This is a genomic window from Sphingobium sp. GW821-FHT02B05 (genome assembly GCF_059421905.1).
In genome coordinates this window covers 1,559,782-1,578,644 of record NZ_JBWKVW010000001.1, presented here as the reverse complement: position 1 = coordinate 1,578,644, position 18,863 = coordinate 1,559,782, and the positions used below count along the sequence as shown (strand labels likewise).

General features: G+C 65.6%; 16 protein-coding genes and 1 riboswitch. All 16 genes read left to right on the top strand.

The window, feature by feature from the left end:
• Positions 1-2: 2 nt before the first annotated feature.
• The 16 genes from AC07UX_RS07950 to AC07UX_RS07875 all read left to right on the top strand — a co-directional run bounded on the left by AC07UX_RS07950 (position 3) and on the right by AC07UX_RS07875 (position 18,796).
• Positions 3-1,205 (top strand): FtsW/RodA/SpoVE family cell cycle protein, encoded by a 1,203-nt coding sequence (locus AC07UX_RS07950; protein ID WP_495191374.1) that lies wholly within the window; start codon positions 3-5, stop codon positions 1,203-1,205.
• The gene (gene murG, locus AC07UX_RS07945; protein ID WP_495191373.1) at positions 1,202-2,383 is read left to right on the top strand and encodes an undecaprenyldiphospho-muramoylpentapeptide beta-N-acetylglucosaminyltransferase; all 1,182 of its coding nucleotides are present in this window, start codon (positions 1,202-1,204) and stop codon (positions 2,381-2,383) included. Before AC07UX_RS07950 ends, murG begins: the two co-directional genes overlap by 4 nt.
• Positions 2,380-3,804: a UDP-N-acetylmuramate--L-alanine ligase gene (gene murC / locus AC07UX_RS07940; RefSeq protein ID WP_495191372.1), complete on the top strand. Its 1,425-nt coding sequence runs from the start codon at positions 2,380-2,382 to the stop codon at positions 3,802-3,804. Before murG ends, murC begins: the two co-directional genes overlap by 4 nt.
• Positions 3,804-4,001 (top strand): hypothetical protein, encoded by a 198-nt coding sequence (locus AC07UX_RS07935; protein ID WP_495191371.1) that lies wholly within the window; start codon positions 3,804-3,806, stop codon positions 3,999-4,001. Before murC ends, AC07UX_RS07935 begins: the two co-directional genes overlap by 1 nt.
• Positions 3,983-4,933: a UDP-N-acetylmuramate dehydrogenase gene (gene murB, locus AC07UX_RS07930; protein ID WP_495191370.1), complete on the top strand. Its 951-nt coding sequence runs from the start codon at positions 3,983-3,985 to the stop codon at positions 4,931-4,933. The genes AC07UX_RS07935 and murB overlap by 19 nt, the downstream gene beginning before the upstream one ends.
• Positions 4,930-5,880 carry a D-alanine--D-alanine ligase gene (locus AC07UX_RS07925; protein ID WP_495191369.1) on the top strand — a complete coding sequence of 317 codons (951 nt, stop codon included), beginning with the start codon at positions 4,930-4,932 and terminating at the stop codon, positions 5,878-5,880. Before murB ends, AC07UX_RS07925 begins: the two co-directional genes overlap by 4 nt.
• Positions 5,873-6,817 (top strand): cell division protein FtsQ/DivIB, encoded by a 945-nt coding sequence (locus AC07UX_RS07920; protein WP_495191368.1) that lies wholly within the window; start codon positions 5,873-5,875, stop codon positions 6,815-6,817. The genes AC07UX_RS07925 and AC07UX_RS07920 overlap by 8 nt, the downstream gene beginning before the upstream one ends.
• 6 nt (positions 6,818-6,823) lie before the next feature.
• A complete protein-coding gene (gene ftsA / locus AC07UX_RS07915; RefSeq protein ID WP_495191367.1) occupies positions 6,824-8,107 on the top strand; it encodes a cell division protein FtsA in 1,284 nt (427 codons plus the stop codon).
• A gap of 107 nt (positions 8,108-8,214) precedes the next feature.
• Positions 8,215-9,654 carry a cell division protein FtsZ gene (ftsZ, locus tag AC07UX_RS07910; protein ID WP_495191366.1) on the top strand — a complete coding sequence of 480 codons (1,440 nt, stop codon included), beginning with the start codon at positions 8,215-8,217 and terminating at the stop codon, positions 9,652-9,654.
• Between the two features lie 123 nt (positions 9,655-9,777).
• Positions 9,778-11,730 (top strand): tetratricopeptide repeat protein, encoded by a 1,953-nt coding sequence (locus AC07UX_RS07905; RefSeq protein ID WP_495191365.1) that lies wholly within the window; start codon positions 9,778-9,780, stop codon positions 11,728-11,730.
• Positions 11,731-11,899: 169 nt separating this feature from the next.
• Complete coding sequence (locus AC07UX_RS07900) at positions 11,900-13,060, top strand: deoxyguanosinetriphosphate triphosphohydrolase (RefSeq protein WP_495191364.1); 1,161 nt, start codon at positions 11,900-11,902, stop codon at positions 13,058-13,060.
• A 54-nt stretch (positions 13,061-13,114) separates the two neighbouring features.
• Positions 13,115-13,214: riboswitch (glycine riboswitch) on the top strand.
• A gap of 175 nt (positions 13,215-13,389) precedes the next feature.
• Positions 13,390-14,538, top strand: coding sequence for a glycine cleavage system aminomethyltransferase GcvT (gene gcvT / locus AC07UX_RS07895; RefSeq protein WP_495191363.1), 1,149 nt, complete (start codon positions 13,390-13,392; stop codon positions 14,536-14,538).
• A 43-nt stretch (positions 14,539-14,581) separates the two neighbouring features.
• On the top strand, positions 14,582-14,953 hold the full coding sequence (gene gcvH / locus AC07UX_RS07890) for a glycine cleavage system protein GcvH (protein ID WP_495191362.1): 372 nt from the start codon (positions 14,582-14,584) through the stop codon (positions 14,951-14,953).
• Positions 14,954-15,121: 168 nt separating this feature from the next.
• Positions 15,122-16,480: an aminomethyl-transferring glycine dehydrogenase subunit GcvPA gene (gcvPA, locus tag AC07UX_RS07885; protein ID WP_495191361.1), complete on the top strand. Its 1,359-nt coding sequence runs from the start codon at positions 15,122-15,124 to the stop codon at positions 16,478-16,480.
• A gap of 106 nt (positions 16,481-16,586) precedes the next feature.
• Positions 16,587-18,158: an aminomethyl-transferring glycine dehydrogenase subunit GcvPB gene (gene gcvPB, locus AC07UX_RS07880; RefSeq protein WP_495191360.1), complete on the top strand. Its 1,572-nt coding sequence runs from the start codon at positions 16,587-16,589 to the stop codon at positions 18,156-18,158.
• Entirely contained in the window at positions 18,155-18,796 is a 642-nt protein-coding gene (locus AC07UX_RS07875; protein ID WP_495191359.1) for a DUF938 domain-containing protein, read from the top strand. The genes gcvPB and AC07UX_RS07875 overlap by 4 nt, the downstream gene beginning before the upstream one ends.
• Positions 18,797-18,863 lie beyond the last annotated feature (67 nt).

Sequence of the window (18,863 nt, the reverse complement as noted above, 5' to 3'; positions counted from 1 at the left end):
GGATGTTCAAGGCTGGCGAACTGGTGAAGGGTTTCCGCACCCGCACCGTGCCGCGCGAACGGACGGCGCTCGCCATCTGGTTCTGGGAAATCGACCGCGTGCTCCTGTCGCTGATCGTCACGCTGATGGCGATCGGGCTGGTCGCCGTCGCGGCGGCATCCCCCGTCGCTGCGATCGACCGGTCGACCGCCTCGGTCGCGGTCAATCCGCTCATCTATTTCTATCGCCAGCTGATGTGGGTGTTCATCGGCCTGCCCATCATGCTCATCATTTCCATGCTGCCCCGCCCGCAGGCGCGGCGGCTCGCCATCTTCGGCTGTGCCTTCTTTTTCGTCATGCTGCTGTGCGTGCCGATCCTGGGATCGACGGTGAACGGCGCCAAGCGCTGGATCGACCTGCCGGGCTTCCGTTTCCAGCCGTCCGAATTTCTCAAGCCCGTCTTCGTCGTGGCGCTCGCCTGGCTGTTGTCGCTGCGTACCAAGGATATGAGCCTGCCGGTCGTGCCGCTGAGCTTCTGCGTCACCGGCCTTATCGCCATCATCCTGATGCGCCAGCCCGACTTCGGCCAGACGGTCATCTTCTGCGCCTGTCTTGGCGTGCTCCTGCTGCTGTCGGGCGTGTCGATGCGCTTCATCGGCGCGATGGGCGGGGCGGCGCTCGCGGGACTGGTCGCCGTCTATATGTTCTATGAAAATGGCCGCCAGCGCGTGAACGACTTCCTGGGCATCGGGGTTCAGCTGGACGCCGGCCCGGACCAGACAGACCTTGCCTTCCGCACCATCTCCCATGGTGGCTTTACCGGCGTCGGGCCGGGTGGGGGCCAGAACAAGTTCCGCCTCCCCGAAGCGCATACCGATTATATCTTCTCGGTGATCGGGGAGGAGTTCGGCCTGCTCGCCTGCATCGCGATCGCCTGCGTCTATCTCGCCATCGTGGTGCGCGTGCTGCTGCGCCTGCTGGACGAGGAAGATAATTTCACGATCCTCGCCGCCGCCGGCCTCACCACCCAGTTCGGCCTTCAGGCGATCATCAACATGGGCGTTAACGCGCAGATATTTCCGTCAAAAGGCATGACGCTGCCCTTTATCAGCTACGGCGGCTCCTCTATGCTGGCGCTTTGTATCGGCGTCGGCCTGCTGCTCGCATTCACGCGGCGCAACCCCTTCATGGGTCGGCACACGGTCGTCAAATGGAGTGGTCGATGAGCATTTCCCGTCACTTCGTCCTCGCCGCCGGCGGGACGGGGGGTCATATGATTCCAGCCCATGCCGTGGCGGAGGAGCTGATGGCGCGTGGTCATCATGTCGCGCTCGTCACCGACGAGCGGGGCGCGAAAATCCCCGGCATCTTCGATCACGCGCCCGACAATCGCGCGCAGGTCCATGTCATGCCCGCCGGCCGGATGACGAAGAACCCGCTCAGCTGGCCTGGCGCGCTCAGGGCGATCCTGGCCGGCCGCGCCATGTCCCGCCGCCTCAACGAAACCTTTCGCCCGACCGCCGTGGTCGGTTTCGGCGGCTATCCCGCCATGCCCGCGCTGCTGGGCGCGCTGGCAGATGGCATCCCGACCGCCATCCACGAACAAAATGCCGTGCTGGGCCGGGTCAACCGTCTGCTCAGCGGTGGCGTCGATGCGATCGCGACGGCCTATCCCGACGTAGAGCGGCTGAAACCGGCCTATGCGTCCAGGGTCCACCTGATCGGCAATCCGGTCCGCGAAGAAGTAAAGCAGTTGCGCGAGGAGGATTTCCCCGCGCTCACCGACGAAAGCGTCTTCCGCGTGCTGGTGATCGGCGGCAGCCAGGGCGCCTCCATCCTGTCCAGCGTCGTGCCCGAAGGCCTCTCGATGCTGCCGGTCGCGCTGCGCCGTCGCCTGCAAGTCACGCAGCAATGCCGCGCCGAAGATATTGAGCGCGTCCGCAAAACCTATGCGGAAATGGAAATCCCCGCAGACCTCGCCACCTATTTCAACGATGTGCCCGAAAAGCTGGGCTGGTCGCATCTGGTGATCGCGCGGGCAGGGGCCTCCACGCTGGCGGAACTGACCTGCGCCGGCCGTCCGGCGATCCTCATCCCGCTGCCCAGTGCGATGGACGATCACCAGACCGCCAATGCGAAGGAAATGACCGAGGCCGGCGGCGCCCGCACCATCCCGCAGGCCCGCTTCACCGCGGTCGAACTGGCCAAGCAGATGCAGAAGATGGCGCTGGAACCCGGCGCGCTTCAGAACGCCGCCAAGCGCGCGCGCAACTGCGGCCGTCCCCATGCCGCGCGCGACATGGCCGACCTGCTGGAAAGCATCGGCACCGCGCCCATCGTCAACGATCCGGTCAGGGTCGGCCCGACCCCGACCACGCTCAATCTCCAGGGAGTTCCCGCATGAAGGGTGTCGGCACAGACATCGGCACGATCCATTTCATCGGCATCGGCGGCATCGGCATGTCCGGCATCGCCGAAGTGATGCACAATCTGGGGTATAGCGTGCAAGGATCCGATGTGGCCGAAGGCTATGTCGTGGAAGGCCTGCGCGCCAAGGGGATCAAGGTGATGATCGGCCACAAGGCCGAAAATCTGGGCGATGCCGCCGTGGTCGTCACCTCCACCGCGATCAAGCGCGGCAATCCCGAAGTCGAACTGGCGCTGGAAAATCGCGTGCCGGTCATCCGCCGCGCGGAAATGCTCGCCGAACTCATGCGCCTCAAATCCACCGTGGCGATCGCGGGCACCCACGGCAAGACCACGACGACGTCGATGGTCGCCGCGCTGCTCGACGCGGGCGGGGTGGACCCGACCGTCATCAACGGCGGCATCATCAACAGCTATGGGTCCAACGCGCGCCTCGGCAACAGCGACTGGATGGTCGTGGAGGCCGACGAAAGCGACGGTAGCTTCCTGCGCCTTGATGGAACGATCGCGGTCGTCACCAATATCGATCCCGAACATCTCGACCATTATGGCAATTTCGACAGGGTCAAGGACGCCTTCGTCGAGTTCGTCGGCAACGTCCCCTTCTACGGCGCAGCGATGCTGTGCCTCGACCATCCCGAAGTGCAGGCGATCCTGCCGCGAGTGCAGGATCGCCGGATCGTCACCTACGGTTTTTCCGCGCAGGCCGATATCCGGGGCGACAATGTCCAGCCCATCCCTGGCGGCAACCGCTTCGATATCCAGATCCGCGAGCGCGACGGATCGACCCGCCGGATCGAGGGAATCGAAATGCCGATGCCCGGCCGCCACAATGTCCTGAACGCCATGGCAGCGATCGGCGTGGCGTTGCAAATGGGCATTGACGACGCGACCATCCAGACCGGTTTCGCCAAGTTCGGCGGCGTGAAGCGCCGCTTCACCAAGGTCGGCGAGATTGAGGTTGCAGGCGGCACCGCCACCGTCATCGACGATTATGGCCACCATCCGGTCGAGATCAAGGCGGTTCTCGCCGCCGCGCGCGAAGGCGCCAAGGGCCGCGTCATCGCCGTGGTCCAGCCGCACCGCTTCACCCGCCTGCGCGACCTGATGGACGAATTTCAGCAGGCGTTCAACGATGCCGACATCGTCTATGCCGCCCCCGTCTATACGGCGGGCGAACAACCGATCGAGGGCGTGGACAGCGCGGCGCTGGTCGCCGGGCTCAAGCGGCGCGGCCATCGCAACGCCGCGACTGTCGCCGATGCCGACGACCTGGCCGCCGTCATCGCCGCCGATATCCAGCCCGACGACATGGTCATCTGCCTTGGCGCGGGCGACATCACCAAATGGGCTGCCGGCCTCGCCCCGGCCGTGAACAGCGTGAAGGAAACCGCCTGATGTTCGAACTGTTCGCCGTCGGACTGGAAATGCAGAAGCGCATGATCGATGCCCAGATGCAGGGCGTCGAGGTCGCGCGCGACATGGTGGAGGCCGCGCAGAAGCAGGTGCAGACCGGCATGGCCGCGGCGCAGGCCAATGAAGCGGGCCTCAAGGCCATGAAGGGCTGGATGAACCTGTGGGGCATGCGCGGTTGACGACTGACACGGCCCTCCCGCCCGTTCGTGGCACGCTCAAGGCTGACGCCCCGCTGGCGCCGCTCGTCTGGTTCAAGGCGGGCGGCGTGGCGCAATGGCTGTTCGAACCAAAGGATGCGGATGATCTGTCCGATTTCCTCGCCATGCTCGATCCGCAAGTGCCGTTCATGGCATTGGGCCTCGGCTCCAACCTCATCGTGCGCGATGGCGGCGTGCCGGGCGTGGTCGTGCGCCTGGGCAAGCCCTTCGCGAAGGTCGATCGGCTGGATGATGTTACGCTGACCTGCGGCGCGGGCGCGTCGGGCATCCTCGTGTCATCGACCGCGCGCGACGCAGGGATAGCCGGCCTTGAATTTCTGCGCTCCATTCCCGGCACGGTCGGCGGTTTCGTGCGCATGAACGGCGGTGCCTATGGCCGCGAGACGGCGGACATACTCGTCTCCTGCGATGTCGTGCTGCGCTCTGGCGAGCAGATCACGCTGCTGGCCCGCGACCTCCATTATACCTACCGCCATTCCAACCTGACCGACGGTGCGGTCGTGGTGAGCGCGACTTTTCGTGGCGAACCGGGCGAACCCGCTGCGATCCAGGCCGAAATGGACCGTATCGCCACCGCGCGCGAAGAGAGCCAGCCGCTGCGCAGCAAGACCGGCGGCTCCACCTTCAAGAACCCCGACGGGCACAAGGCCTGGGCGCTGGTGGATGAAGCGGGCTGTCGCGGCCTCCAACTGGGCGGCGCGCAGGTGAGCGAAAAGCACACCAATTTCCTGCTCAACACCGGCGACGCCACCAGCGCGGACATCGAAGCGCTGGGCGAGGAGGTCCGCCGCCGCGTGAAGGACAAGAGCGGCGTCGAACTGGAATGGGAAATCCAGCGGGTCGGCCTGTTTGCCGACGACGCACATGAACCGATCGAAGGAAATATCGCATGAGCCGTGGTCCCTGGCATGTCGCCGTCCTGATGGGCGGCTGGTCGGCGGAGCGGCCTGTCTCGCTGTCTTCGGGCGAAGGCGTCGCCAAGGCGCTGGAATCGCGCGGCCACAAAGTCACGCGGATCGACATGGACCGCAACGTCGCCGCGCGCCTGGCCGAAACCAAGGCCGATGTGATCTTCAACGCGCTGCACGGCGTCCCCGGCGAAGACGGCACTGTGCAGGGCATGATGGACCTGATGGGCCTCACCTACACCCATAGCGGCCTTGCGACATCGGTCATCGCGATCGACAAGCAACTGACCAAGCAGGCGCTGGTGCCGCACGGCATCCCCATGCCCGGCGGCCATATCGTGCAGAGCGAAAGCCTCTTTACCGCCGATCCGCTGCCGCGTCCCTATGTGCTCAAGCCCGTCAATGAAGGCAGCTCGGTCGGCGTTGCCATCGTCACGGCGGAGGGCAATTACGGCAGTCCCATCGGTCGCGACAGCGTCGGCCCCTGGCAGGATTTCTCCGAACTGCTGGCCGAACCCTATATTCGCGGCCGTGAACTGACGACCGCCGTGCTGGGCGACGAAGCCCTGCTCGTTACTGAACTACGCCCCAAAAGCGGCTTCTATGATTTCGACGCCAAATATACCGACGGCATGACGGACCATATCTGCCCCGCCGATCTGCCGCCGGAAATTACCGAAGCCTGCAAGGCGATCGCCCTGCGAGCCCATCAATTGCTGGGCTGCAAGGGCGCATCGCGTGCCGATTTTCGCTGGGACGATACGCAGGGGATCGAGGGGCTGTTCCTGCTGGAGGTCAATACCCAGCCGGGCATGACGCCCCTGAGCCTGGTCCCCGAACAGGCGGCGAAGCTGGGCATTGACTATGCCACGCTGGTAGAGACTATTGTGGCAGAGGCGTTGGATCGCGCCGGGGGACATGGTGATGGCTGAGGCACGTATCCGGCGCGGCGGCACCGCACGGCTGAGCAGCGCGAAGGGAAGGGCGACGAAGGGCGGCCGCGGCCGTGTGCTCAAGCGTCAAAGCGGTCTCGACCGGCTGGTCGAGATGCTGCCCGTCAGCGAAGCGACCCTGCAACGTATGGCCAGCTGGGCGATCGTCGGCATCTTCGGTGCCATCGTCCTGTCCATAGCCATCTTCGCCGGCCTCCCCGGCATGGCGCGGCAGCAGGCGGCGGACATCGCCGCCCGTGCCGGTTTCGAAGTCGACAAGGTCGAAGTGCGCGGCGTCGAACGGATGGACGAACTGCCCGTCTATAATATCGCGCTGGGGCAGGTGGATCGCTCCATGCTCTCGCTCGACCTGCCCAAGGTGCGGGCCGACATGCTGAAGCTCGGCTGGGTCAAGGATGCGCGTATTTCCCGTCGCCTGCCCGACACGCTGGTGGTCGACATCATCGAGCGCGATCCGGTCGCCGTCTGGCAGCATGACGGGCAATTGCACCTGATCGACGTGCAGGGCGTGGTGCTCCAGTCGGTGTCGGCCAGCGCCATGCCGGACCTGCCGCTGGTCGTCGGCCCCAATGCCAATCGCCAGACCGCCGGCCTCAATCGCCTGATGGAAAATGCTCCGGCCCTGAAGCCCATGCTGGCAGGCGCGACCTGGGTCGGGAACCGCCGCTGGGATTTGCGCTTTCAATCGGGTGAGACGCTCTCCCTGCCGGAGGGTGACAAGGATTCCGCCGGCGCCCTGGTGAACTTCGCCCGCATGGACGGTGTGAACCGTCTGCTCGGCCGAGGCATCGTCAAATTCGACATGCGCGATCCCGACCGTTTCGTCCTGCGCCTGCCGCAGGGCAAGGTCGAGGAAAAGCCGACCGACGCCGCGGCGGCCACCGCCAAGGCGCCGGACGCAGGCGAGGAAGGCTAGGACAAGATGGCGCAGCCCAAGGTCGAAAAGCTCATTACCGCGATCGACATTGGCTCCTGGAAAGTGTCGGCGCTGATCGCAGGTCGCACCGACACCGGCGAACTCGCGATCCTGGGAACGGGTCAGCGGGAAAGCCGTGGCGTGCGCCGGGGTTTCATCGCGGACATGGAGCGTACCGAACTGGCCGTCCGCGAAACGGTGGAACAGGCCGAGCGGGTCGCGGGGACCAATATCGAGGATGTGTGGGTCAGCTTTTCGGGCGGGTCCCTCGTCAGCGATGTCGTCACGGTCGAGCGCGACATGGGCGGCTATCGCATCGAACAGCCCGATATCGACGACCTCCTGACCACCGGCCAGCAGGGCATCGACCCTGATGGCCGCATCGTCCTTCATGCCCAGCCGACCTGCTTCACCATCAATGGCAAGGTGCCGGTGAAGAAGCCGCTGGGCATGCATGCGGACCTGCTGGGCGTCGACATCCATGTGGTGCTGGCGGACGGCGCGCCGCTCGCCAATCTCGACCTGTGCGTGCGTGGCGCCTATCTCAACGTCAATTCGATCGTCGCCGCGCCGATCGCGACGGGCCTGGCCTGCCTTTCCGAAGAAGAGCGCGACCTGGGCGTCGCTCTGGTGGAAATGGGCGCGGGCGTCACCAACGTCTCGCTCTATGCGGGCGGCATGCTGGTCGGCCTCCATTCCATTCCGATGGGCGCGGCGGACATTACCGACGACATCGCCTCGTCCTTCGGTATCCGCCGCAGCCAGGCGGAGCGGATCAAATGCTTCTATGGTTCCGCCATGCAGAACCCCCGCGATTTCCGCGAGATGATCGAGATCGCGCCGCCCCATGGCGAAGCGGCCATTCCGGGGCAGGCCGCCGGTCCCAATGCGGAAGGGGGCAAGATCACCCGGGCCGCTCTCGTCGGCGTCATCTGCGAACGGCTCAATCAGATCATGACGGAGGTCAACGCGGCACTGGCCGGCATGGGGTTCAATTCCACCGGACGCCAGGTCGTCTTGACCGGCGGCGGCGCGGAAATGAAGGGCATTGCCGATTATGCCCAGGGCGCATTAGGCCGCGCCGTGCGTGTCGGGCGACCAAGGGGCTTGTCCGCCATGCCCGAAGCGCATAGTGGGCCGGCCTTCGCGACATTGGCGGGACTCGCGCTTTACGGCGCTTCCAACCCGGTTGATCTCCGCACGATGGCGCCTGCGCCGCAAACGGTGCATCGTCTGGGTACCCCGCTCTGGTGGCAGCGTATGATGCGCGCGATGAAGACGAACTATTAGACGAAATGCTATAAAGACGAAAATAGCTGGTGAAATACGCTATTTTCTGGTGTTAACATTGTATGACGGCGTTGCTTCCTGACGAGGAAGCTGAGGGAGCAGAATTTATGAGCATTGAAATCAGCCCACCGCATGTGGACGAACTGAAGCCGCGCATCGCGGTGATCGGCGTCGGCGGCGCGGGCGGCAATGCCATCGCGAACATGATTGCCGCTTCGGTCGAAGGCGTGGACTTCATCGTGGCCAATACCGACGCGCAGGCGCTGAACAGCTCGCCGGCGGAGCGGCGTATTCAGCTCGGGCCGCAGATCACCGAAGGCCTGGGTGCCGGTTCGCGCCCCGAAATCGGCAAGGCGGCCGCTGAAGAAACGATCGCTTCGGTCGAAGAGGCGCTCAACGGCGCGCATATGTGCTTCATCACCGCGGGCATGGGCGGCGGCACCGGCACCGGCGCGGCACCCGTCATTGCGAAGGCTGCGCGCGATCGCGGCATCCTGACCGTCGGTGTCGTGACCAAGCCCTTCACCTTCGAAGGCAATCGCCGCATGAAGTCGGCCGACGCCGGCATCGAAGAATTGCAGAAGCATGTCGATACGCTGATCGTCATCCCGAACCAGAATCTCTTCCTGATCGCCAATCCGAACACGACCTTCAAGGAAGCGTTCCAGATGGCGGACGAAGTGCTGCAACAGGGCGTGCGCTCGATCACCGACCTCATGATCATGCCCGGCCTCATCAACCTCGACTTTGCCGACGTCCGTTCGGTGATGGGCGAAATGGGCAAGGCGATGATGGGCACCGGCGAAGCCGAAGGCGACGGCCGTGCGCTTCAGGCCGCTGAGAAGGCGATCGCCAACCCGCTGCTCGACGGCGTGTCGATGCGCGGCGCGAAGGGCGTCATCGTGTCCATCGTGGGTGGCGACGACATGCGCCTGATGGAAGTGGACGAAGCTGCCAACCATATCCGCGAACTGGTCGATCCGGATGCGAACATCATCTGGGGCAGCGCCTTCAACGATGGCCTGAACGGCAAGATCCGCGTGTCGGTGGTCGCCACAGGCATCGAAGCCGAAGCCGGCGGCAACGCCGCACCGCTGACCCAGCCGTTCAGCTTCGCCAACCGCCCGTCGGTGTCCGTGCCGCAGGCCGCAGCGCCCAGGGCTGCGGCAGCGCCCGTCGCGGCCCAGCCGGCCCCTGTCGCTGCGCCTGCACCCACGCCGGCCCCGGCGCCCGCGCCGCAGCCCGAGACGCTGGAACTCGACGTGCCGGCGGCGCCCGCTCCGGCCGCCCCGTCGCCGTCCTTCGCGCCGCCCAAGCCCGCTGCCGTCTTCGATGACGAAGACAGCAGCCAGGACGAACTGGTCCTGGGTGCCGAAGCGGCCGAACCGACCGTGCCTGCCGCGGCGCCGCCGCGCGTGGCGACTGGCGGTACCCTGTTCGAACGCATGGCCGGCCTGACCCGTGGGACTGAAAAGGCGCCGGGCGCTGACGATGCCGCGCCGGGCGTGGATATCCCGCGTTTCCTGAATCGTCAGAGCAACCAGTAATTTCCAGACCGGCTCCGGCCGTGGAAACATGATGAAGCGCGCTGTCGGTTGCCTGGGGCAACCCGGCGCGCTTTTTCGTTGCGCTAATTCCCTATTCAGCATGCGATCGTTTAAGGCCCCGATGTGAAACAGACTTCTCCTTGGATTCTCGGACTTTGCCTGTCCGGTGCGGCGGTGCTGCCAACCGGCATGGCGCAGGCGCAACTCGACCAGTCCCAACTGGTTCGCCCGCTCGGCGCTGCCGATCTCAATGCCAATCTCTCGCGGCTTGCCGCCAACCCGCGCGATGTCGCTGCGCTGATCGGGGCAGGTGAGGCGGCACTGGCGCTGGACGATCCGCGCGCGGCTGCCGGTTTTTACGCGCGCGCCGACGCGATCGAAAGCGGCAATGGCCGGATCAAGGCCGGACTGGCGCGCGTGATGCTTAAGCTGCAAAACCCGGTCGAGGCGCTGCGGCTGTTCGATCAGGCGCAACGATTGGGCTATCCCGACGCGACGATCCTGTCCGATCGCGGCCTTGCAAAGGATATGACCGGCGATCAGGCCGGCGCGCAGCGCGATTATCAGGCGGCGCTGCAACGCACGCCCAATGATGACGAACTGGTGCGCCGCTACGCCGCATCGCTCGGCATCGCCGGTCAGGTCGCGGCGTCCGACAAAATCCTCGAACCCTTGCTCTACAAGAGCGATCGGGCCGCCTGGCGCTACAAGGCTTTCATCCTGGCGATGAACAACAAGCAGGCTGACGCGAAGAAGGTGGCGGAACAGACCATGCCCGCCCAACTGGCCGGCGCCATCACGCCCTATATGCAGAAAATGCCCTATCTCACCCCCGCGCAAAAGGCCGCAGCGGTGCATTTCGGCCATTTCCCGCAGCAGATCGGTACCAGCATCGCCGCGATCACGCCGACTCCGCCCGCGCCCGGCATTGCGATAGCCAAGCCGGTGGCGGTCGCCGCCGTGGCGCCTGAAAAGACGAAACCGCTCAGCCGCAGCGAGCAGCGCCGCCAGCAGCGTGAGGCTGCCCGCAAGGCCCGCGAAGAGCGGCTGGCCGCCGCCCGCCGCCCCGCGCAAACGCCACCGGCACAAGCCCGCCCGGCCCAGACGCAGGTGGCGCAGGCCGCAACCAGGCCGCCAGTGCCGGAACCTGCGCGCCAGCCGATCCTGCAACAGCCCGCGTCGCAGCCCGCTCGTTCGGCGCCCGTGCCGCAGGTCCAGCCGCTACCGTCCGATGAACGCGGCAACGGGGCGCAGACAAGAACGGAAACCGTCCCGCTGCGGCCGGGCGAAAGCTTCCCGTCCACCACCGTGCAGGGGCCACCGGCGCCGGGCTTTGAATCGATCCAGAGCAATGCCGCGCGCGCCACGCCGGCGCAAAATCCGCCGTCCGGCAACGGCCCGCAGCCCAATGCTACCGCTCTCGCGCAGGCATCGACGCCCGCGCCTGCATCGCCTCAGCCGGCTGAGCCTGCAACGACGCCCGCCGCCGGGCCGTCGCCGGCTCCGGCCGCCCAACCGTCAACCAGCGTGCAGCAGCCTGACCCCGAAATGGTTCGCACGCTGGCCGACATCATCCGCGCCATCGACGTGCCGGAAGCCGAGCGTCAGTCCAGCGTCGCGGCCGTCGATCTGAATGAGGTCGCCGCGCTTCAGGCTTCCCGTCGCGCCGAACGGCAGGCCGCTGCCAAAATGGCTGCCGACAAGGCGAAAAAGGATGCCGCAGCCAAGGCCAAGGCGGAAGCCGATGCCAAAGCCAAGGCAGAGGCCAGGGCCGCAGCGGAAGAAAAGAAGCGGCTCGCCGCCAACCCCTCGCGCAACTGGCTTCAGGTCGGCGTCGGCCAGAGCAAGGGCGCGCTGGGCTTCACGATGAAGGGCTTGCGCAAGAAATACACGATCCTGGCCCCGCAAGGCGCGTGGAGCGCCAGCTGGGGCCGCACCAACCGCCTGCTGGTCGGCCCCTTCGCCAGCTTCGCCCGCGCCAAGGAACTGGAAACCAGCCTGAAAAAGGATGGCGCGGACGTCTTTGCCTGGCGCAGCGATGCCGGCGAGGAGGTGGAGAAGCTGGGCGGCGAGTGAGCTATATAGCCGTCCGGGCATGCACTGGCTTTTAGTGAGATCGTCATCCTGTGGTGACGAATATTGTAACCATGCGCACGCACCCACACCCCGCCGCCGCATCACCAAATATGCAATCGCCCCTCACTAGCCGTTCAAACCCGCCCCGCTTTGGGCTAACAGGCGTCCCATGACGACGCTTGCTTCCTATGCCTGCCATCCCGACGCCAGTCAGGGCCGCCTTCATGCCGAACCGGGGGGGGAGGTGCGGGGGCCGCGCGATGTGTTTCAGCGGGATCGCGACCGCATCATCCATAGCATCGCCTTCCGCCGCCTGCGCCACAAGACGCAGGTGTTCGTCTCGCCCGATGGCGATCATTTCCGCGTCCGCCTGACCCACAGCCTGGAGGTCGCGCAGATCGGCCGCACCACCGCACGCACGCTGGGCCTCAATGAAGATCTGACCGAAGCCCTCTGCCTCGCCCACGACATTGGCCATCCGCCCTTTGGCCATGCGGGCGAGGATGCGCTGGAAGCCGCGCTGGAAGAGCATGGCGGCTTCGATCACAACGCCCATACGCTGCGCACGCTGATGCTGTTGGAAAGCCCCTATCCACGGTTCCGGGGCCTCAACCTCAGCTGGGAAATGCTGGAGGGGCTGGCCAAGCATAATGGCCCGATCGAACGTCCGGGCTGGGCGATGCGCGAACTGGATGCGCTCTTTCCGCTGAACCTTTCCAGCCATGCCTCGCTGGAGGCGCAGCTGGCGGCCATTTCCGACGATATCGCCTATGACAACCACGATATCGACGATGGCCTGCGCGCGGGTCTGCTTACGCTCGACCAGCTGCTGGAGGTGCCCTTCGTCGCCCATTGCTGGGACCGGGTGCGCAAACGCTATCCCGACGTTGCGCAGGACCGCCTGCTGCGCGAACTGGTGCGCGAACAGATCGGCGTCATGGCCAACGACCTGCTCGCCGCCACCCGCGTCAATATCGTGCAATCCGGCGTCGAAACGGTCGCGGATGTCCGCGCGCTCGGCCGTACCCTGGTCGCCTTTTCGCCCGAACTCGCCGAGCAGGAACGCGATCTCAAGCGCTTCATGTACGCCACCCTCTACCATCATCCCGAACAGCTTGCGGCGGCGGATCGGGCACGGATCATCGTCACCGACCTGTTCGCCGCCTATCAGGCCGATCCGGCGCTGATGCCGCCCGAATGGCGCGACGATTGCACGTTCGAAGAACCCGTCCGCAGCCGCCACATCGCCGATTTCATCGCCGGCATGACCGACCGCTACGCCGAAAAACGCCATGCGGAGATTTATGGCCTGGTGGCTTTGGCCGATTGACGCGCCCGTGCGTTTGACGCAATGCGCTGAATGTCTCCGGCGGATTCGTTCGCCGGGCATGATGCGGGAGAGCATGGGAAGCCTTTGAGGCCACCCCGTCACCGAAGGAGCAACCGCCCCGGAATCTCTCAGGTCAAAGGACCGCATCGCGCGCAAGGCACTCTGGAAAGCGGACGGATTTCCGTCCCACCGAAGGGGTAAGCCATGTGGCCGCACGGCCGCTGGTCAAAGCTCTCAGGTTCCGTGACAGAGGGGGTGGCAGTTGTAACAGGTCCGACTCCGGGCCTGTCTATGCTGTCGCTACCACCTCCTGCATGGAAAGGCCGCTCATGTCCGGCACGCAAGACGCCACGCATTTCGAAGACCTGCCGCTCGAAGCACTTCCGCTCGATGCCTGGCACCGCGCCCGTGGCGCGCGCATGGTCGGCTTTGCCGGCTATCATATGCCGATCCAATATGAAGGCATCATGGCCGAACATAGCTGGACCCGCGAACATGCCGGCCTGTTCGATGTCAGCCATATGGGCCAGCTGACCTTCAGTGGGGAGGGCGTGGACGACGCGCTCGAAACCCTGCTGCCCAGCGACATCAAGGGGCTGAAGCCCTTCCGCCAGCGCTATTCGATGCTGCTGGATCAGGATGGCGGTATCCTGGACGATCTGATGGTCTCGCGCCTCGGTAATGATGCCTTCGACGGCGCGGATATCTATATGGTGGTCAACGGCGCGACCAAATATGACGATATCGGCTGGATCATCGAACATCTGCCCGACGCCGTCGTCATGAATCATATGGCCGATCAGGCGCTGCTGGCGCTGCAAGGCCCGCAAGCGGGCGAGGCGCTGGCCGCACTCATTCCGGAAACCGCGGACCTTCTCTTCATGCAGTCGGGCCTCTTCACCTGGCGCGGCGTTTCGCTGTGGATCAGCCGGTCGGGCTATACCGGCGAGGATGGTTTCGAGATCAGCATCCCTGCCGACGACGCGACCCTGCTCGCCGACGCGCTGTGCGCCCTGCCGCAGGTCAAGCCGATCGGCCTTGGTGCGCGCGACTCGCTGCGTCTGGAGGCTGGCCTGCCGCTCTACGGCCATGACCTGTCTCCTGCCGTCAGCACCATCGGCGCCGACCTGGGCTTTGCCATCGGCAAGCGCCGGCGCGAGGAAGGCGGCTTCATCGGCCATGCCCGCGTCATGAAGGAACTGGCCGACGGACCCGGCGCGAAGCGCGTGGGCCTCAAGATCGCAGGCCGCCTGCCGGCCCGCGAAGGCGCGACCATCCATATCGGCGCAACCCAGGTCGGCGAAGTCACCTCCGGTGGCTTCGCGCCGACCGTTGGCGCGCCGATCGCGATGGGCTGGGTCAGCCTGCCGCACAGCGCGGAAGGGACCGCGCTGGAAATCGAAGTGCGTGGAAAACGCATCGCCGCTGAGGTTGCGCCGATGCCGTTCGTTGCGCATCGTTATCGCCGCAAGGCCTGAGCGTCCGGGCCTGAATTTTCTACACTCCGAGGGGAGACACAGCATGAGCCGTTATTTCACCGACGAACATGAATGGATCGACGTAGAGGGCGAAATCGCCACCGTCGGCATCACCGACTATGCGCAGGAACAGCTTGGCGACATCGTGTTCGTCGAACTGCCGGCCGAAGGCACGACCTTCGACAAGGGCGACGACGCCGCCGTCGTGGAATCCGTCAAGGCCGCGTCCGACGTCTATGCCCCGATTTCGGGCGAAGTGATCGAGAGCAACGGCGCGCTGGAGGACGAACCGGCGCTGGTCAACAGCGATGCCGAGGAAGACGGCTGGTTCTTCAAGCTGCGCATCGCCGACACCAGCGAGCTGGAAGGCCTGATGACCGAAGCCGCCTACAAGAAATTCGTGGCGAGCCTCTGATCCTGATCTGGCCCCTCCCTTTTTAAGGGAGGGGTTGGGGTGGGTGGCGACCGCAGGGAGCCTAGAACCTGTCCCGAAGAGCCGCCGCTGGCGCGGCGCACCCACCCTTGATCGGAGGCACGTGACTCCGATCAACCCTCCCTAAAAGGGAGGGGACCGGAGAAATACATGCGCTATCTACCCCTTACCGACACCGACCGGCAGGACATGCTGTCCGTCATCGGCGCTGCGTCCATCGACGACCTTTTCGTCGACGTGCCTGTGCAAGCCCGCTTGACCGGCACGATTCCCGGCCTGCCCGACCATGCCAGCGAACTGGCGGTCGAGCGCCACATGGGCGCGCTTGCACGGAAGAATCTGTCGGCAGGGGAGGCGCCCTTCTTCCTGGGGGCCGGCGCCTACAAGCATCATGTGCCCGCCAGCGTCGATCATCTGATCCAGCGCGGCGAGTTTCTGACCGCCTACACGCCCTATCAGCCGGAAATCGCGCAGGGCACGTTGCAGGTGCTATTCGAATTCCAGACGCAGGTGGCGCGCCTGCTGGGCGTCGATGTCGCCAACGCCTCCATGTATGACGGCTCGACCGCCTGCTGGGAAGCGATCGGCATGGCCCGCCGCATTACCAAGCGCGGCAAGGCTCTGCTTTCGTCGGGCCTCCACCCCCATTATGTCTCGGTCGCCAACACCATGGCGAAGTTCACCGGCGACGCGCTGGTGCATGAAGCGCCGACGCTGGACGCCGCGACCGATATCGACGCGCTGATCGCATCGATCGACAAGGACACATCCTGCGTTGTCGTCCAGTACCCGGACATTCTCGGCCGCATCGCCGACCTGACCCCGCTCGCCGACGCCGCACACGCGGCCGGCGCGCTGCTGGTCGCGGTAGTGACGGAACCCGTTGCGCTGGGCGCGATCAAGGCGCCCGGCCATATGGGAGCGGACATCGTGGTGGGCGAAGGCCAGTCGATTGGCGTCGGCCTCCAGTTCGGCGGGCCTTATCTCGGCCTGTTCGGCTGCAAGCAGAAATATGTCCGCCAGATGCCGGGTCGCCTGTGCGGCGAAACCGTCGATGCGGCGGGCAAGCGCGGCTATGTGCTGACGCTTTCCACCCGCGAGCAGCATATCCGCCGTGAGAAGGCGACGTCGAACATCTGCACCAATTCGGGCCTGTGCGCGCTGGCCTTCAGCATCCACATGACGCTGCTGGGCGAACGGGGCCTGCGGGAATTGGCGACGCTGAACCACGGCCTCGCTTGCCAGGCCGCCGATCGTCTGGCCAAGGTGCCGGGCGTCACGCTGCTCAACGACGGCTTCTTCAACGAATTCACCCTGATCCTGACCAAGGATGCGCGCGACGTCGTGCGCACCCTGGCCGACAAGGGTGTGCTGGCGGGCGTCTCGCTCGGCCGCCTCTTCCCGGACGCGCCGCAGATCGGCAACGGCCTCGTCGTCGCGGTCACTGAAACCGTCACGGCGGAGGATATCGAAACTCTTGCCGCCGCGCTTGAGGAGGAACTGGCATGACCATGCGCCTTTCATCCCGTTCGCTTCGAGCCTGTCGAGAAGCAGGGCACGCAACGGTTCTCGACAAGCTCGAACTGAACCGCGTTTTTATGCAGGAGATCGCGGCATGACCATGTTGAAGGAAGGTCGCCCGACCACCCCCGTTCCCGTCAAGGAAGCCCATATGGCCCCCGCAACCGCCACCGGCAATCGCGCGCTTATGCTGGAAGAAGCGCTGATCTTCGAGATCGGATCGACCGACACCACCGGCGTCGATTTCGCTCAGACGCCCGAGCATCAAAGCCGCCTCGGTTCGCTCGCCCGCACCGACGGCATCGGTCTGCCCGGCCTGTCGGAGCAGGAGACGGTGCGTCACTACACCCGCCTGTCGCGCCAGAACTATGCCATCGACCTGGGCCTGTTCCCGCTCGGCAGTTGCACGATGAAGCACAACCCGCGCCTCAATGAAAAGGTCGCGCGGATGCCCGGTTTCGCCGACATCCACCCACTCCAGCCCCAGTCCACCGTACAGGGCGCGCTGGCGGTCATCCATGAACTTGCCCAGTGGCTGGTGACGCTGACCGGCATGCACTCGGTCGCGATGTCGCCCAAGGCGGGCGCCCATGGCGAACTGTGCGGTCTGCTCGCGATCCGCGCCGCGCTGGAAGCGCGCGGTGACGCCCGCAGCGTCGTCCTCGTCCCCGAAAGCGCGCATGGCACCAACCCCGCCACCGCCGCCTTCTGCGGCTACAAGGTAGAGGATATCCCCGCGACCGCCGAAGGCCGCGTGGACCTTGAAGCCCTCAAGGACCGCCTCGGCCCGGACGTTGCGGCGGTGATGATCACCAACCCCAACACCTGCGGCCTGTTCGAACGGGACATGAAGACCATCTCCGACGCGGTCCATGCCGTCGGGGCCTTCGTCTATTGCGACGGCGCGAACTTCAACGCCATCGTCGGCCGGGTCCGCCCCGGCGACCTGGGCGTCGATGCGATGCACATCAACCTGCACAAGACTTTCTCGACGCCCCATGGCGGCGGCGGCCCCGGCTCCGGCCCGGTCGTGCTGTCGGAAGCGCTCGCGCCCTTCGCGCCGCTCCCCTTCGTGGAAAAGCGGGGCGACAGCTTCGCCCTGGTCGAAGAGGAAACGGCGGAGGATCACCACGGTCAGACCTTCGGCCGCATGGTCGCCTTCCATGGCCAGATGGGCATGTTCACCCGCGCGCTGACCTATATCCTCAGCCATGGCGCGGACGGGCTGCGTCAGGTTGCCAGCGATGCGGTGCTCAATGCCAATTATATCCTGCGCAGCCTGGACGATGTGCTGGATGCGCCCTTCGGCGGCAGCGGCCCGTGCATGCACGAAGCCCTGTTCAGCGATAAGGGCCTGGCTGACGGCTTCACCACGCTCGACATCGCCAAGGGGCTGATCGACGAAGGCTTCCACCCGATGACCATGTATTTCCCGCTGGTCGTCCATGGCGCGATGCTGGTCGAACCGACCGAGACGGAGAGCAAGGCCGCGCTGGACCAGTTCATCCTGGCGCTGCGCAGCCTGGCGGAACGCGCCAAGGCGGGCGACGAAGCGCTCAAGGGCGCGCCCTATCACGCCCCGCGTCGTCGCCTGGACGAGACGCTGGCAGCGCGCAAGCCGATCCTGACCTGGACCGACCCCGCGCTGGCGGTCGCCGCCGAATGATCGACAGGCCGGAACCCTGGCAACCGGGTTCCGGCCCTGCCGGCGCGGGAAAACGCCACGCCCCCGCGACGCAGCGCAACCGCGACGCCATCGCGGATATCCTGCGCGATGCCTTGCCACCCTCCGGTCTTGTGCTGGAGGTCGCGAGCGGGAGCGGCGAACATGCCATCCACTTCGCCGCCACTTTCCCGGCACTGGATTGGCAACCGACCGATCCCGATCCGGCGGCGCTCGCCTCGATCGCGGCATGGCGCGACGACGCAAAGCTGCCCAACCTGCACGCCCCGATGCAACTGGCCGCTGCGGCTGACTGGCCGCTCGCCCAGGCCGACGCCATCCTTTGCATCAACATGGTGCATATCTCGCCATGGGACGCGACACTTGGCTTGCTGCGCGGGGCAGGGGAGGTGCTGCCGCCAGGCGGCCTGCTTTATCTGTACGGGCCCTACACCCGCGAGAATGTGGAGACCGCCGCCAGCAACCTCAGCTTCGACGCCGCGCTCAAGGCGCGTGACCCCCGCTGGGGTCTGCGATCGGTGGAGGATGTCATCGCGGCAGCGGACAGGCAAGGCCTGCTTTTCGACCGCCTGATCGACATGCCCGCGAACAACCTGTCATTGCTCTTTCATAAGGGATAACGGTAAACATCCGTTCGCCCTGCGCTTGTCGAAGGGTCGCACTTTCTTGAAAACAAGAGCGGGGCTT

What these genes read in the sequence shown, in the direction of transcription:
- gcvPB (WP_495191360.1), top strand. Translation starts at nt 16,587, where the DNA reads ATGACCATGTTGAAGGAAGGTCGCCCGACCACCCCCGTTCCCGTCAAG.
- AC07UX_RS07875 (WP_495191359.1), top strand. Translation starts at nt 18,155, where the DNA reads ATGATCGACAGGCCGGAACCCTGGCAACCGGGTTCCGGCCCTGCCGGC.
- murG (WP_495191373.1), top strand. Translation starts at nt 1,202, where the DNA reads ATGAGCATTTCCCGTCACTTCGTCCTCGCCGCCGGCGGGACGGGGGGT.
- gcvPA (WP_495191361.1), top strand. Translation starts at nt 15,122, where the DNA reads ATGCGCTATCTACCCCTTACCGACACCGACCGGCAGGACATGCTGTCC.
- gcvT (WP_495191363.1), top strand. Translation starts at nt 13,390, where the DNA reads ATGTCCGGCACGCAAGACGCCACGCATTTCGAAGACCTGCCGCTCGAA.
- murC (WP_495191372.1), top strand. Translation starts at nt 2,380, where the DNA reads ATGAAGGGTGTCGGCACAGACATCGGCACGATCCATTTCATCGGCATC.
- ftsA (WP_495191367.1), top strand. Translation starts at nt 6,824, where the DNA reads ATGGCGCAGCCCAAGGTCGAAAAGCTCATTACCGCGATCGACATTGGC.
- AC07UX_RS07935 (WP_495191371.1), top strand. Translation starts at nt 3,804, where the DNA reads ATGTTCGAACTGTTCGCCGTCGGACTGGAAATGCAGAAGCGCATGATC.
- AC07UX_RS07920 (WP_495191368.1), top strand. Translation starts at nt 5,873, where the DNA reads ATGGCTGAGGCACGTATCCGGCGCGGCGGCACCGCACGGCTGAGCAGC.
- AC07UX_RS07900 (WP_495191364.1), top strand. Translation starts at nt 11,900, where the DNA reads ATGACGACGCTTGCTTCCTATGCCTGCCATCCCGACGCCAGTCAGGGC.
- gcvH (WP_495191362.1), top strand. Translation starts at nt 14,582, where the DNA reads ATGAGCCGTTATTTCACCGACGAACATGAATGGATCGACGTAGAGGGC.
- ftsZ (WP_495191366.1), top strand. Translation starts at nt 8,215, where the DNA reads ATGAGCATTGAAATCAGCCCACCGCATGTGGACGAACTGAAGCCGCGC.
- AC07UX_RS07925 (WP_495191369.1), top strand. Translation starts at nt 4,930, where the DNA reads ATGAGCCGTGGTCCCTGGCATGTCGCCGTCCTGATGGGCGGCTGGTCG.
- AC07UX_RS07950 (WP_495191374.1), top strand. Translation starts at nt 3, where the DNA reads ATGTTCAAGGCTGGCGAACTGGTGAAGGGTTTCCGCACCCGCACCGTG.